Consider the following 14,178-nt stretch of genomic DNA (forward strand, 5'->3'; position numbering starts at 1 on the left):
GCTGATTGACGTGCGCGCGTCATTAGTTACGCACGTAGATTCCGCGCCTGTAAAGAGACTCCGTTCCTCTCTGGTGGTCTGGTCCACTGTAGGAGCGGATGGCCAGGAAACTTGGGAACCCGGCGGCGGAAACTTTCAGCGCGTGAAACCTCGGCTACAGCCCGAACAGGCCGGGGTCCTTCGCCAGCTCCCGGAAGACGCTCCCCGGATCCGGCACGAGCTTGCGCTGCTTGAGGTCCAGCAGACCGCCGACCGCCGTGATCTCGGCCGCCACGGTGCCGTCGGCCTTCGTGATCGTCTGCTCGATGGTGAACACCTTGCCGCCGCTCCAGACGAAGGAGCAGGTCACATCGGCTTCGTCACCGGCGAGCAGCTCGCGCTTGTAGCGGATGGTGGTCTCCAGGGCGACCGGCCCCACCCCCTGGGCGATCAGGCCGGACTGGGTGATCCCGGCCTCCTGGAGCAGCGACCAGCGCGCGTGCTCCGCGTAGTTGAGATACACGGCCTGGTTGAGGTGGCCCTGTACGTCGGTCTCGTATCCGCGCACGGTGACCCGTACGGAAAACGGCTCGCTCACTGCGTCCCCTTCACGACTGCCCGGTTCGTTGCCCGACCCACCGATCTTGGCATGCCGCTCACGCCCGGCGCGGGGAGGCCAGCAGATAGCGCGCCCGCGTCCTCGGCTCCGTGTACTCCCCGGCCTGCCAGCCGGCCCGCTCAAGGGTGGCCGCGCAGGCCCGCAACGCCTCGCCGTCCGGCTCGTACACGGCGACCGCCTCCGGCTGTGGGGTCTCCCGTACGCGGTAGCCGCCCGTGCCGTCCACCCCGGCCGGCCGGTGCCCGGCGGCCTCCAGGGCGAGGGCGGCGGCCTGCACCAGATGCGAACGCTCCCAGCCGCAGGGCCGGTCGGTGGCACCGTCGGGATTGGTCATCCGCCGCAGCTCCAGCATGCCCTGCCAGGCACCGCGCACCTCCCGGAGCCGGGCCGGGCCCGACACCGGCGCGGAGGCCTCGCCACCGACCCGCGCGGCGAACACGCCGGTCGCGGCCGGTGCCTTCACCTCCGGCTCGGACGCCGTCTCCGTCTCCGCCTCCCGTATCCGATGCCCCGCCGGGGTCAGGAAGTGGTCGTGCGGCGGCCTCGGATGCCGGAACGCGAGCCCGCGCTTCACCAGCGCGGCGAGCTGTACCGGCGTACCCCTCAGCCGCCCGGTGTCGGGATCGGCGGCGTCGATGAGGCGGCGCTGCGCGGCGGTGAGCGGTCGGGTCATCGGCGTCCGGAGGCGTACGGGAGGAAGGCGGCCCAGTGCTGGGGGGAGAAGGTCAGGCGGGGGCCGTGTATGTGCTTCGAGTCGCGGATGTGGATGGTTTCGGGGGTGGAGGCGACCTCCACGCAGGCCGGCCCGTCGTCGGTGCTGTAACTGCTCTTGAACCAGGTCAACTCGGTGCCGTCACCGGCCGGGGGCTTCACACTCATGTCTCTCCAAGAACTTTCTCGACGAAGGCCAGCGACTCACGCGGCGGCAGGGCCTGGGCCCGGATCACTCCGTAGCGCAGCTCCAGGATCTGGATCTCCTTCCTTTCCGAGATCAGTCGGCTGGTCCGCTGTACCTCGTTGTGTGCCACCGTGGTGCCCTCCTTGAGTCGCAGCAGGTGGAAGGGGCCGCCGAGACCGGCGTTGTCCTCACGATCCAGAGGAAGGACCTGGATCTCCACGTTCCGCATCTGCCCGATCTCCAACAGCCGTTCGAGCTGTCGGCGCAGCACCATTCTGCCTCCGACCCGCCTTCGCAAGGCAGCCTCATCATGCACGAAGCTGAAGGACAGGTTCATCTGCTTACCGTCGATGATCTCCTGACGTGCCAGCCGCGCCGTCACCACCCGATCCATCTCCTCCTCGGAGAAGGCGGGCCGCCGAGACCCGAACACCGCTCGCAGGTACTCCTCAGTCTGTAGGAGCCCGTTGACCACGGAGTTGTCGTACGCGCAGATCTCCACGGCCTCGGCCTCCAGCTTGGCCAGATCCCTTACCTTCTTCGGGAACCGGGCCTTCTCCACATCCTTCTTCAGCCCGGCGATCAGGCCGCCCGCTTCCAGCACCCGGTCCGCCGCGTCGAGGAACGACTCCGTCGGCGCCCGCCGCCCGCGCTCCACGGAGGACACCTGCTCCTCGCTGTACCGGATCTGCGCTCCGAGACCGGCCTGGGTCAAACCCTCCCGCTCCCGGCACATCTTGATGACCCGCCCGACGGTCCGCAGAACGGCCGCGGACTCCTCGTCCGCGCCGTAAGGTTCCACGCTCATGTCCCACACCTCCACGCCACCCGTGCCCAACTCGGCGCCGGGGCGGGGCGTCACGCGTCGCGGCCCGGACAGAGCCGGACAGCGCCCGTACGGTGACGCTGCGTACCGACGTCGTGACTGTTCAGAGTAGATCCGGCCGACCACGCTGAGTGACATGAACGTCGACATCGCTCCGACCGCCGAACACACGGGCCCCACACGCCACTTCGGCATCCGGCTCTCGGCCACCACCCGGGGCGCACGCCTCGCCCGGCACCTCGCCGCCGAGCAACTCGCCTCCTGGGGCTGGCCGTACGACACCGAGGCCAACCGCACGGCGGCCCTGCTGGTGGCCGAACTCGCCGCGAACGCGGTGGTGCACGGACACGTGCGGGGCCGGGACTTCCGGCTCCGCCTCACCCTTCACCCGGCGGACGCCACGCTCCGTATCGAACTCACGGACGCCCGCCCGGACCGCCGCCCACCCACACCCGGCACGCTCGCCCCGACCGCACCGGAGCAGGAGTCCGGCCGCGGTCTGCTCCTCGTCGAGGCCCTGTCGACCCACTGGGGAACGACCGGCGGCGACCCGTACACCAAAACGGTCTGGTGCGAAGTCGCCCTGGGCTCAGGGTGAGGCGGCCGGTGGGGTCGCCTTTCCGTTCGAGCGGGTCGCGCGCAGCGACGCGAGGAGGTGCAGCCGGTCCGCGTCGGGGCTGCCCGGCTCGGCGGTGAAGACCAGCATGACCGGACCGGGCCGGCCGGGCAGTGGATAGGTGTCCCAGTCCAGGACGACGTCGCCGACCTCGGGGACCCGGAAGGTCTTGGTGCCGCTGACCGAGACCCGTACGTCGTGCCGGGCCCACAGCCGACGGAACTCGGCGCTGCGGATGCTCAGTTCGCCGATGATCGCGGTGGCGCGCGGATGGGTGGGGTCGGTGGCTACGGCGGCGCGCATCATGCCGATGTAGTCCAGGGCCTGACGCTCCCAGTCGGGACAGCTCCGCTCGCCGGTCAGCGTGTCGTCGAACAGCAGGAGGAGCATGTTGAGCCGGTCGGGCGGGTAGCCGTCCGGGCTGCCGAGCAGTGCCTCCGCCATCGGGTTCCAGGCGAGCAGGTCGAGGTGGCGGCCGAGTACGACCGCAGGGGTGTCCATGACCCGCAGCAGCCGCCGTGTGCTGTCCGGAACCCTCTCCGGACCGCGGTCCGGCCGGGCGGGTACCGGTCGACGGGCGGCACGGGCCAGGCCGAACAGGTGCTTGCGTTCCGCTTCGTCGAGGCCGAGCGCGCCGGCCAGTGCGTCCAGGACGTCGTCGGACGGGCGTACCTCCCGGCCCTGCTCCATCCGCTGGTAGTAATCGGTGCTCAGCCCGGCCAGCAGGGCCAGCTCCTCGCGCCGCAGCCCGGTGACCTTGCGCCGGCCGCCCGGCTCCAGGCCGACGTCCCGCGGGCGTAGCCGGTCGCGTCGGGCGCGCAGGAAATCACCGAGCTCACGGGCGTACGGATGGGTCATGCCCCCAGTGTGTCTCCTCGCCGGGCGACCAAGGTAGGTCCCGCGGACCTAGGGAAACCGGAACGACCGAGCCGGCCCGCACCGCTCCTAACGTCGTCGGCGCACCCCACGCACACCCCGCCGACACCCTCAGGAGCAGCGCATGGCCGGATGGACCGCCGACCGCATCCCCGACCAGCAGGGCAGGATCGCCGTCGTGACCGGCGCGAACTCGGGCCTCGGCCTGATCACGGCCAGGGAGCTGGCCCGCCACGGCGCCCACGTCGTGCTCGCGGTCCGCGACACCGCAGCCGGTGCGGAGGCCGCCCGCCGGATCGGCGGTGACGTGGAGGTGCGCGAACTGGACCTGGCCTCGCTCGACTCCGTCCGCGCGTTCGCCGCGAAGCTGGCCGCCGACCATCCGACGGTCGACCTGCTGGTCAACAACGCCGGCCTGGTCCTGCTCGGCCCGCGCCGCACCACCGCCGACGGCTTCGAACTGCACCTCGGCACCAACATGCTGGGGCACTTCGCGCTGACCGGCCTGCTGCTCGACAGGCTGGAGGCGGCGAGGGAAGCCCGCGTGGTCAGTCTCAGCTCGATCACCCACAAGAACGCGCACCTCGACTTCGACGACCTGATGGCGGAACGTGACTACGGGGCCGCCTCCGCCTACGGCCGGTCCAAGCTCGCCACCACGGTCTTCGGCATCGAGCTGGACCGGCGCCTGCGCGCCGCCGGATCACCGGTCATCAGCACGCTCGCCCACCCCGGTCTCACCCGCACCAACCTGACCCCGCGTGCCTGGGAGCACCGTGGCCGGCTCGGACAGGTGATCGCGCGGGCCGGCCTGCTGATCACGCAGTCGGTGGAGCAGGGCGCGCTGCCGCAACTGCGCGCCGCGACCGATCCCGGCGTGCGGGGCGGTCAGTTCTTCGGGCCGTCGGGGTTCGGGGAGACACGCGGCCGGGTCACCGAGGCCCGGATCGGCCGGGAGGCGGCCGATCCGGCCGTGGGCGGGCGACTCTGGGCGGCGGCCGAGGAACTGACGGGCGTCCGCTACCTGTGAGCCGTGCGGCGCGGAACTACCCGCGCCGAAACGCGGCGAGCGCCTGGCGGGCGTGCGCGGACCAGGCCGACACCTGGGCCGGGACCAGGGCGGTCAGGTGGGTCTCCATCTCGCGGATTGTGCGGCCGGCCCCGTCCTCGTCGCCCCGGAACGTCTGCCAGGACGCCAGTGCCACATGGGCGTTGGACCAGCGCTCCAGGTGAGCCGTCCGGCCTCGGTCCAGTACGAGGACCCGGCCATGGGCCACGGCCAGCCGGAACCCGCGTTCGGCCGCGCCGTCGCGCGCGCAGCGCATCGCGGTGACGCCCGAGACCAGCGCCGTCTCCACGCACGCCTCGTGCACCGCGTCCCCCGGATGCCGCTCCGCCAGCCACACGAGGCTGCCGCACATGTCCTCCAGGGCCTGGGACACCTGGTCCGGCTCCATGAAGGCGAGCGTGCCCGACACCAACTCCTCGCGGTGCCGGGCGAGTTCGGCGAGCAGCCGCTCCACGTGCCGCGGCTTCACGTCCCGTACCTTCGCCAGGTCGGCGAGCCGGACGTCCAGGCCCTGGAGCAGCAGGGCGTTGGGGTCGGCGCCCAGTGAGGCCGCGGTGTTCACGGCCTGGGCGGGGAGGAGGCGCTGCCACGGGTACGTGGTCCGCTCGGCGAAGTGCCGGCGCATCGTCTCCATCTCGCGGACCGCGCCGTCCAGGTCCCCGGACCGCTGGAGCGCCACGGACAGGGCTCCGCGCAGCCGGGCCGCCTCGCTCACGAGGTCCGCGCGCCCTTCGTCGATCAGGCTCCGGTACTCCCGCAGCGCCTGCTGCGCGGGGGCCTGCGCCTCGACGACATGGCCGAGCCGGAGCAGCACGTTGACCCGGCGCTGGCGGGCGTCCGCCACATCGCGCAGGGACACCTCGCCGCGCCGGAACAGGGACTCCACGGCCGTGGTGATGTCGTCGACGACCGCCAGCGCCTCCGCGTGCCGGTTCAGATTGCCGAGCGCGGCGTTGAGGGTCTGGAGGCACTGCACCCGGACCTGCTCCTCCTGCGGGTCGACCGGAGTGCCCAGGGCGTCGAGCGCGACCCCTACCTCGTCGCACGCCGCCTCGGGCTCTCCTGACCTGCGCAGCAGCACGGCCCGCCCGTTGTGGATCAGCGCCGCCACCAGGCGGCGACTGCCCGTGTCCGGGCCGGACGCCGTCCCCAGGACGCGCTCGGCCTCGTCCAGTTCCCGGGCCGCGGCGGCCCCTTCCCCCGCGTCGATCAGCGCGTCGGCGAGCTTGTGCCGCGCGTCGGCGCGTTGGACGGCCCAGGCGTCGCGGCCGTCCGTGGCGCTGAGCCGGTCCCACACGTCGACGGCCCGCCGGGCGAGGGCGACGGCACTGGCCGGGTCCTCCAGCGCCCGTACGAGGGTCGACTCGTGGTCATGGGCCTGCGCGAGATAGCGGACGTACTCCAGGCGGCCGTCGCGCAGGACCGCGTCCTCCAGGAAGGAGCGGGCCGACCGGTACGAGGTGAGTGCCTCCTGCGGCTGTCCGGACCTCTCGTGGCCGAGGCCGGACAGCAGCAGGGCGCGGCCCAGATCGCCGGCGACATCGTGCCGGCCCCGCTCCACCACCAGGGGTTCGTACAGCTCGATCGCCTTCCGCGCGTACTCGGCCGAGTCCCGCCTGTTGTCCGAGGTGACCGCCCGGTTGAGGCGCAGCTGGGCGCGGACGGCGTCGAGATCGGTACGCCCCGGCGCGGCGGCGGCCTCGAGCAGTTCCTCGGCCCGCTCCCACACGGCGGTCGCCTCGTCCGGGAGCCCTGCTTCCTCGAGCGCCCCGGCCCGGCCGGCCAGCGCGATGGCGACGCCCTCGTCCTCACCGGCGGCGGTCATGGCCTCGACGGCCTGCTCGGTCAGCGGGAGCCGCTCGTGCGGATCGGCGACGGCGTTCGCCTTCGTGCCGAGTGCCATGCCCCGGGTCCGGGCGGCCTCCACGGGGTCCGGGAGCGCGGCCGCCGCGTCGAGGACCTGATCGCAGATCGCCACCGACTCGCCGGGGGAACCCGACAGCCGCAGGACGATGGCGAGCGAGTGCAGCACCGCGAGCCGCAGCGAGAGAGCGTAGTCCCGGTCCGGTCCCCGCCGGGCCGGCTCCTCCAGGGCCTCGGCGGCCGACCGGTAGGCCGCGACGGCTCCGGGCAGGTCGTTGAGGCTGTGCCGGACCCTGCCCGACTCGGCGGTGACACGCGCCCGCAGGAGCCGTACCGGGTCGTCGGGCTCCGGCACGGTGTCGAGGACCCTGGCCGCCTCGGTGAGCGCCCGCAGGTCCTCCATGGCCTGCGAGGCCCGGCTGCCGTGCCCGCTCGGCCAGAACCGCACCGCCTCCCCGGGGTCCCGGCCTGCGGCCTCGTAGGCGGCGCCGAGGAGTTCGCGGGGGTCCTGCCACGCGGCCCCGCCGGGCAGCCGGCGCTCGAAGCCGCCCTTCGGGGAGGGACGCGGCGCGGCGGGCGGCGGATCGCCGGGCAGCGGGATGCCGCACTCCCGTACGGCGGTCCGCACCAGGCTGTCCGCCGCGTCCCGGAGGGACTCGGGACGCTCGCCCGGATCCGTCCGGAAGCAGGCCCGCAGCAGCGCGGCCACTCCGTCGGGCATGTCCACCGGACCCGCCGCGCCGTTCCGGCGCTCCTCCAGATACGCCTCCAGCGCCACACCGGCGAGCGTCCCCGAGGGCCAGGTGCGGCCACCGGTGAACATCTCCAGCACGGTGACGGCCCAGCTCCACAGGTCGGCGGGCCGCCCCAGCGGACGGCCCTCCGCCTGTTCCGGGGAGGTGTAGCCGGGGGTGACGCCCTCCGCGACCGCGCTCGGCGGCGGCGCCTCCTCCGCCCGCGCCTCCGCCAGCGTCTGCCGCAGCACGGTCTTGAGCGCCTCGCTCGCCTCGGCGTCGATGCCGTCGCCCTCCCGGGTCAGGAAGTCGAGGACGAACTCCTGGCCGATGACGTCCCTGGCGTCCCGCTCACCACCGGTCGCCAGCCCGAAGTCCGTGATGCGCGCCCCGCCGGCCTCGGTGAGCAGGACGTTGCCGGGCTTGGTGTCGAGATGGAGCAACCCGTGGGCGTGCGCGGCGTCCAGCCCCCAGGCCGCCTCCACGGCGATGCGCAGCACGGTGTGCAGCCGTTCCCGGGGCGTGCCGGCGTACAGCCGTCCGTCCGCGATCCAGTCCGCCAGGGACCCTCCGGCGACGTACTCGCTGAACACGGCCAGCTGGGTGCCGACGGTGCGGGTGAAGTGGCAGGGGGTGATGTGCGGATGCGGCGGCAGTCCGATCCACCGCTGCGCCTCGGTGAGGAACCGGCCCTGTTCCACGGGGTCGTCGCGGTGGACCCGCTTCACCGCGTACCGGTCCCCGGTGCGCCGGCTCACCGCCAGGACGACCTCGCCGAAACCGCCGTGACCGAGGGCGCGTTCGACGACGAACTCGCCCAGCACCGTCGATCCGGCCGGCCAGGGGGTGCCGTCCCCGGGCCGGGCGGGGTGTCCGGACGACGGCCAGGAGCGGGAGCTGTGCACCGGCATGCGGGGGTCCTTCCGGGAAGGGAGTGGGGGAGACGCGCATAACAGGGAAACGCGCCTTACACCGCTTCCAGCGCCGACCGGAGGGCGGCCGCCGTGGGGAAGCGGATGCGCGGGGTGTCGGTGAGGGCCTCGTCGACCAGGCGGGCCAGGCGCGGCGGCACGTCCGGCGCCCGCTCGGACAGCGGCACGGGCGCGCTGTGCCAGGCGGTCAGCCAGGGGTCGCGGTCGGGTGGGAAGTCCCGCGGGGTGCGGCCGCCGCTCAGTACGAAGTACAGGGAGGCCGCGACCGCCCAGACGTCCACGTCGGGCCGGGCGTACTTGAAGTTGACGACCTGTTGCCGGGGCATAAAGGCCGGAGTCCCGGCGGACGCGCCGGAACGGGTCAGTCCGCTCGCCCCCGCCAGCTCGTACGACTTGGCCAGGCCGAAGTCCGCGATCTTCACCTGGGGGGCCGACGGATCGCCCGCCAGCAGCAGGTTGTGCGGCTTGATGTCGCGGTGGACCACGCCCGTGACCCGCACCGGCCTGCCCTCGGCGTCGACGGCCTCCAGGGGCGCCGTGTGCGCGTGGTGCAGACCGTGGAGCACGTCGAGGAACAGGGCGACGGCCGCGTCCGGGCCGAGCGGTTCCCCGTGCCGCACCCGCTGCTCCAGGCTGCCGCCCTCGCACAGCTCCATCACCAGGAAGTACCGCCCGTCCGCGTATCCGCAGGCGTGGGTGCGCACCACATGGGGGTGGACGAGCACCTCGGCCGTACGCAGCTCCCGCAGCACGCGCGGATCCCCACCGGGATGCGAACCGGCGTCCCCGCGCAGCACCTTCACGGCGCAGCGCTCGCCGCTCTCCTGGTCGACGGCGCCGTACACGGTGCCCATGCCGCCTCGCCCCAGCCGTGGGCCGATCGCCCAACGACCAAGGACCGGCGGCCGGTTACGGGTGTCCATCGGCACTCTCCCCGTGTCCGCGCGGATCGGAACCGGACCCTGTGATCCAGGTCGCCTCGTATAGTAGGGGGCCGCACCCGAACCGGGACGGTTTGTGCGGAAAGCCGACCAAAGGGTGATGCGGTCCGGTAGTTGTACTGCTTCAAGGAGGGCCGGGATGTCCAGGGACCACTCCGCGGATCCGTTCAGCACGTTTCTCAACGCGACGAACCGTCAGTATTCCGTCGGGCACTCGCCGGCCGAACCGATGCGCTCCACGGACGCGCTGCCCCCCGACGCGATGCGGGTGATCCGGGCGCTGCACGGCAGGCCGCCCACGGTGGTCGGTGAGCTGCGGGTCGAACTCGGCCTCACCACACTTCAGATCGCCGAGACGGTGGAGATGCTCCGGCGGCTGTCGCTGGTGGAGGTCATCGCCGCCGGCCCCGACGAGGTACTCGAACTCACTCCTGCGGGAGAAGAGTTCGTTGACAGCACGCGTTAGCCCGCAGGACCGGTTCAGGCAGGCGACAGACGGGAGGGGCACCAGGTGCAGGGATTCGTCGCGGCGGGCGTGCTGGGAGCGCTGGTGGGCACGGCCGAACTGATGTCGCGCTACCGCGACCGTCCATCGGCGCTGCTGGGTGTCGCCAGCGCGTGGTTCTACGTCCTGCTCAACGCGGCGGCGAGCACCGGCGTGCTGTGGCTCATCCGCGCGTTCGACTGGCGGTTCGGCTCCACGTCCCCCGACCAGACGGCGGCCCTCCAGGTGCTCGTCGCCGGACTGGCCGCCCTGGCGCTGTTCCGCAGCTCGCTGTTCAACGTCCGCATCGGCGACCAGGAGGTCGGCGTCGGCCCCAACCTCATCCTCGCCATGCTGCTGGGCGTGGCCGACCGGGGAGTGGACCGCGTCCGCGCCAAGGACCGCTCCCAGCAGGTCACCCGCATCATGCGCGGGGTGCGGTTCGAGCGCGCCCGGGTCGCCCTGCCCGCCTTCTGCCTGGCCCTGCTCCAGAACCTGCCCGAGCAGGAGCAGCAGGACCTCGCGACCGCCGTGGAGTCGCTGGCCGCCAGCGAGATGACGGACACCCAGAAGTCGTACGCCCTCGGTCTGCTGCTGATCAACATCGTCGGCCCGGACGTCCTGGAGGGCGCCGTGACGGCGCTGGGTGAGGAGATCGGTGACCCGGCGCCGTCCCCCGGACGGCAGCCGGTGCCGGGCCGCCCCGACACCGAGCCCCTCACCGCCTGACCAGGAGATTCAGGCGTTGCGCCCTCGCTTGCGTCCCCCCAGCGCCACCGCCGCCAGCCCCAGCGCCCCGACGGCGATCACGGCCGCCACCCGGAAGGCCAGCTGATACCCCTCGGCCGTCGCCGCTACCACCTCCGCGCCGTCGGCGAGCAGCCCGTCCGTGCGGCTCGACGCGAGGACCGACAGCACCGCGAGGCCCAGTGAACCGCCCACCACCTGCGTGGTGTTGAACAGCCCGGACGCGAGCCCCGCGTCCTCCTCCCGCGCCCCGGTCATGGCGAGCCCGGTCAGCGCGGGCATCGCGGCGGCGAACCCGACCGAGAGCAGCAGCATCGGCGGCAGTACGTCCGTCACGTACGCGCCGCCCACCGGCGCCCGGCTCAGCAGCGCCATCCCGGCGACGATCAGCACCAGCCCGGACAGCAGCACACGGTAGGCGCCGAACCGGCCCACCACCCGCGCCGACAGGCCCAGCATCAGCACGCCGATCGCGACCGGCGCGGGAAGGAAGGCCAGCCCGGTGGCCAACTCGCCGTAGCCGAGGACCCGTTGCAGATAGAGCGCGCCGATGAACTGGAACCCGTACATCGTCGCGATCATCAGCACCTGTACGGCGTTCGCCCCGCTCAGGAGCCGTGAGCGGAACAGCCCGAGCCGCAGCAGCGGACGTGCGGCGCGGGCCTGGCGGAGGGTGAACGCGACGAACAGGGCCAGGGCGAGCGCGGACAGCAGCAGGGTGCGGCTCGTGCTCCGCTCGCCGGTGCCCACGATCACGTACACGGTCAGCATCAGCGCGCCCGTGACCAGCGCGGCCCCGAGATGGTCGGCGCCCCGGGCGGACCCGGCGGCGGCGTCCGATCCGTCGGGGGCGAGCACGCGGACCGCCGCGACGAGCGCGACGACCCCGATCGGCAGGTTGATCAGGAAGATCCAGTGCCAGCCCAGGGTCTGCGTCAGCGCCCCGCCGAGAAACGTGCCGAGCGCCCCTCCCGCCGCGCCGACGGCGCTGAACACGGCGATGGCCTTGGCCTGTTCACGCCCCTCGGGGAACAGCGCCACCAGCATGCCCAGTACCACGGCCGACGTCATCGCCCCGCCGACGCCCTGGACCGCACGCGCCGCGATCAGCACGGCCTGATCGTCCGCGACCCCGCAGAGCACGGAGGCCGCGGTGAAGACGGCCAGCCCGGCGGTGAACATCCGCTTGGGGCCGATCAGGTCGCCGAGCCGGCCCACGAGCAGGAGCAGGCCGCCGAACGGGATGAGGTAGGCGTTGACGACCCAGGCCAGCCCCGGCGCGCTGAAGCCCAGGTCGCTCTGGATGGCCGGCATGGCGACCGTGACGATGTTGCCGTCCAGGATCGTCATCAGCGTCCCCGCGCACAGCACGACGAGGGACGCCCAGCGGGAGTACGTTCGTCGGGGTGCCACCGGCGCCGGTGACTCGGTCGTGGTCGACATGGGGTGGTGCCTCCGCTTTCTGCCCGGATTCCAAAGGTGCACGACTTGTAACGGGGTACATCCTGAGTAACCATGGGAGTCGGCGTAAGGAGGCAGTCCGATGTCCCAGAGGAACACCGGTGTTACCTCGCAGGTGGTGAACGCGCACGCGTGCCCGGTGCGGGAAGTTCTTGACAGGGTCGCCGGGAAATGGAGCGTGCAGATCCTGGTCGCGGCGGCGCAGGGCCCCATCCGGTTCACCGAGCTGGAGCGCGGCATCGAGGGCATCAGCCGCCGCATGCTGACCCTCACCCTGCGCAACCTGGAGCGCGACGGACTGGTCAGCCGTACCGTCCACCCGACGGTGCCGCCGAAGGTGGAGTACGAACTCACGCCGGTGGCCCGGGAGTTGCATGAGACCCTGCTACGGCTTACGGACTGGTCCGAGCGTCACCGGGTCTACATCGCCGAGTCGCGGGCGGCCTACGACGCCGAGCACGACCCCGCCCCGGCCGACGCGCAGCCCGCCCGTCGCTGATCGCTCGCTAACCCATGAACTCGGGCCGCTGATAGGGGGTCCACCAGCTGAGCAGCCCCCAGATCCCGAGCGCGAGCGCGCCCGACGCGATCACGGCCGCGAGCCACGGGCGGCGCAGTGTGCGCAGGGTGAGCAGCCAGGCGGCGAGCGGCACGAGTGCGCCCCCGGCGGCGATGAGGGGGAGGTCGACGTAGAGGACGCTCAGGTCCCGGTGCATGCCCTCGAAGCCGCCGTGGACGCTGACCCGCGCCCTCGGCGCCCAGGCGAGCACCGCGGCCACGGCACCCAGGCCCGCCAGGAGGATGCCCGCACAGCCCAGTGGTTCTTCCCGCATGCAAGATCGGACGCGGGTGTCCCCGCCGGCGGTTCCGCGGCCTACTGCCGGTAGCCGCTCAGGAAGCGGCCGATGCGGCCGATCGCCGCCTCCAGGTCCTCCGCGTGGGGGAGGGTGAGGATGCGGAAGTGGTCGGGGGACGGCCAGTTGAAGCCGGTGCCCTGGACGACCTGGATCTTCTCCCGGAGCAGCAGGTCGAGGACGAACTTCTCGTCGTCGTGGATCCTGTGGACCGAGGGGTCGATGCGCGGGAACGCGTACAGCGCGCCCTTCGGCTTCACACAGCTCACGCCGGGGATCTCGTTCAGCCTCTCCCAGGCCACGTCCCGCTGTTCGCGCAGCCGCCCGCCGGGCGCGGTCAGCTCGCGGATGGACTGCCGGCCGCCGAGCGCGGCCTGAATGGCGTACTGGGCGGGAGCGTTGGCGCACAGCCGCATGGAGGCCAGCATGGTCAGGCCCTCCAGATAGTCCTTCGCGTGCTGCTTCGGACCGGTGACCACCAGCCAGCCCGAGCGGAAGCCCGCCACGCGGTAGGTCTTGGACAGACCGCAGAAGGTCAGCACCACCAGGTCGGGGGCGAGCGCGGCGGCCGAGTGGTGCACGGCGTCGTCGTAGAGGATCTGGTCGTAGATCTCGTCGGCGAGGACCATCAGGCCGTGCCGGCGGGCGAGATCGAGGATGCCCTCGACGATCTCCTTCGGATACACCGCGCCGGTCGGGTTGTTGGGGTTGATGATGACCACGGCCTTCGTACGGTCCGTGATCTTCGCGGCCATGTCGTCCAGGTCCGGGTACCACTCGGCCTGTTCGTCGCACAGGTAGTGGACCGCCTTGCCGCCCGCGAGGGTGGTCACCGCCGTCCACAGGGGGAAGTCCGGCGCGGGGATGAGGATCTCGTCGCCGTCCTCCAGCAGCGCCTGGACGGCCATCGACACCAGTTCGGAGACGCCGTTGCCGAGGAAGACGTCGTCCACGTCGACCTCCAGACCCAGGGTCTGGTAGCGCTGGGCCACCGCGCGGCGGGCGGAGAGGATTCCCCGCGAGTCGGTGTAGCCGTGCGCCTGCGGCAGCATCCGGATCATGTCCTGGAGGATCTCCTCCGGCGCCTCGAAACCGAACAGGGCCGGGTTGCCGGTGTTGAGGCGCAGCACGCTGTGCCCCGCCTCCTCCAGCGCGTTGGCGTGTTCGATGACCGGGCCGCGGATCTCGTAACAGACCTCGCTGAGCTTGCTCGACTGCCGGAACTCCATGCGCCGCTTCCCCTCACGTCGTGTTGCTTGGTTTTACCAAGTGAGAGCTT

15 protein-coding genes are annotated in these 14,178 nt (G+C 72.3%); 5 read left to right on the top strand and 10 right to left on the bottom strand.

Translation table 11 applies throughout. The annotated features are described in order from the left end of the window. Positions 1 to 154: 154 nt before the first annotated feature. Genes ACZ470_RS07965 through ACZ470_RS07980 form a run of 4 tightly spaced genes read right to left on the bottom strand, consistent with a single transcriptional unit; the run spans position 155 to position 2,304 of the window. On the bottom strand, positions 155 to 577 hold the full coding sequence (locus tag ACZ470_RS07965; RefSeq protein WP_468425456.1) for an acyl-CoA thioesterase: 423 nt from the start codon (positions 575 to 577) through the stop codon (positions 155 to 157). 58 nt (positions 578 to 635) lie between these two features. Next, positions 636 to 1,271 (bottom strand): hypothetical protein, encoded by a 636-nt coding sequence (locus tag ACZ470_RS07970; RefSeq protein WP_468425458.1) that lies wholly within the window; start codon positions 1,269 to 1,271, stop codon positions 636 to 638. Continuing rightward, positions 1,268 to 1,477, bottom strand: coding sequence for a DUF397 domain-containing protein (locus ACZ470_RS07975; protein ID WP_468425460.1), 210 nt, complete (start codon positions 1,475 to 1,477; stop codon positions 1,268 to 1,270). The genes ACZ470_RS07970 and ACZ470_RS07975 overlap by 4 nt, the downstream gene beginning before the upstream one ends. Further along, positions 1,474 to 2,304, bottom strand: coding sequence for a helix-turn-helix domain-containing protein (locus ACZ470_RS07980; protein ID WP_468425462.1), 831 nt, complete (start codon positions 2,302 to 2,304; stop codon positions 1,474 to 1,476). The genes ACZ470_RS07975 and ACZ470_RS07980 overlap by 4 nt, the downstream gene beginning before the upstream one ends. A gap of 154 nt (positions 2,305 to 2,458) precedes the next feature. Here ACZ470_RS07980 and ACZ470_RS07985 point away from each other — a divergent pair, with 154 nt between their 5' ends. Further along, entirely contained in the window at positions 2,459 to 2,920 is a 462-nt protein-coding gene (locus ACZ470_RS07985; RefSeq protein ID WP_468425464.1) for an ATP-binding protein, read from the top strand. On the opposite strand, the gene ACZ470_RS07990 is transcribed toward ACZ470_RS07985, so the two are convergent. Further along, on the bottom strand, positions 2,912 to 3,796 hold the full coding sequence (locus tag ACZ470_RS07990) for a helix-turn-helix transcriptional regulator (RefSeq protein WP_468425466.1): 885 nt from the start codon (positions 3,794 to 3,796) through the stop codon (positions 2,912 to 2,914). The two genes, ACZ470_RS07985 and ACZ470_RS07990, sit on opposite strands and share 9 nt — an antisense overlap. Positions 3,797 to 3,938: 142 nt before the next feature. On the opposite strand from ACZ470_RS07990, the gene ACZ470_RS07995 reads away from it, so the two are divergent. Next, a complete protein-coding gene (locus ACZ470_RS07995) occupies positions 3,939 to 4,844 on the top strand; it encodes an oxidoreductase (RefSeq protein WP_468425468.1) in 906 nt (301 codons plus the stop codon). A 16-nt stretch (positions 4,845 to 4,860) separates the two neighbouring features. Here ACZ470_RS07995 and ACZ470_RS08000 read toward each other — a convergent pair whose 3' ends face one another. Then, on the bottom strand, positions 4,861 to 8,391 hold the full coding sequence (locus ACZ470_RS08000; RefSeq protein WP_468425470.1) for a protein kinase domain-containing protein: 3,531 nt from the start codon (positions 8,389 to 8,391) through the stop codon (positions 4,861 to 4,863). A 56-nt stretch (positions 8,392 to 8,447) separates the two neighbouring features. Continuing rightward, complete coding sequence (locus ACZ470_RS08005; RefSeq protein ID WP_468425472.1) at positions 8,448 to 9,335, bottom strand: serine/threonine-protein kinase; 888 nt, start codon at positions 9,333 to 9,335, stop codon at positions 8,448 to 8,450. 157 nt (positions 9,336 to 9,492) lie between these two features. Between ACZ470_RS08005 and ACZ470_RS08010 the strand changes: the two genes are divergently transcribed. Next, entirely contained in the window at positions 9,493 to 9,819 is a 327-nt protein-coding gene (locus ACZ470_RS08010) for a hypothetical protein (RefSeq protein WP_468425474.1), read from the top strand. Positions 9,820 to 9,864: 45 nt separating this feature from the next. After that, positions 9,865 to 10,566 (top strand): hypothetical protein, encoded by a 702-nt coding sequence (locus ACZ470_RS08015; protein ID WP_468425475.1) that lies wholly within the window; start codon positions 9,865 to 9,867, stop codon positions 10,564 to 10,566. A gap of 9 nt (positions 10,567 to 10,575) precedes the next feature. Here the strand turns inward: ACZ470_RS08015 and ACZ470_RS08020 are convergent, their stop codons facing one another. Then, on the bottom strand, positions 10,576 to 12,027 hold the full coding sequence (locus ACZ470_RS08020; RefSeq protein ID WP_468425477.1) for an MFS transporter: 1,452 nt from the start codon (positions 12,025 to 12,027) through the stop codon (positions 10,576 to 10,578). A gap of 100 nt (positions 12,028 to 12,127) precedes the next feature. Here ACZ470_RS08020 and ACZ470_RS08025 point away from each other — a divergent pair, with 100 nt between their 5' ends. Further along, on the top strand, positions 12,128 to 12,544 hold the full coding sequence (locus ACZ470_RS08025; protein ID WP_468425479.1) for a winged helix-turn-helix transcriptional regulator: 417 nt from the start codon (positions 12,128 to 12,130) through the stop codon (positions 12,542 to 12,544). A 7-nt stretch (positions 12,545 to 12,551) separates the two neighbouring features. Here ACZ470_RS08025 and ACZ470_RS08030 read toward each other — a convergent pair whose 3' ends face one another. Together ACZ470_RS08030 and ACZ470_RS08035 are read right to left on the bottom strand one after the other, a co-directional pair. After that, entirely contained in the window at positions 12,552 to 12,878 is a 327-nt protein-coding gene (locus ACZ470_RS08030) for a hypothetical protein (RefSeq protein ID WP_468425481.1), read from the bottom strand. 41 nt (positions 12,879 to 12,919) lie between these two features. Continuing rightward, positions 12,920 to 14,128: a pyridoxal phosphate-dependent aminotransferase gene (locus tag ACZ470_RS08035; RefSeq protein WP_468425483.1), complete on the bottom strand. Its 1,209-nt coding sequence runs from the start codon at positions 14,126 to 14,128 to the stop codon at positions 12,920 to 12,922. Positions 14,129 to 14,178 lie beyond the last annotated feature (50 nt).

It is taken from the genome of Streptomyces sp. NPDC031111, assembly GCF_055570675.1.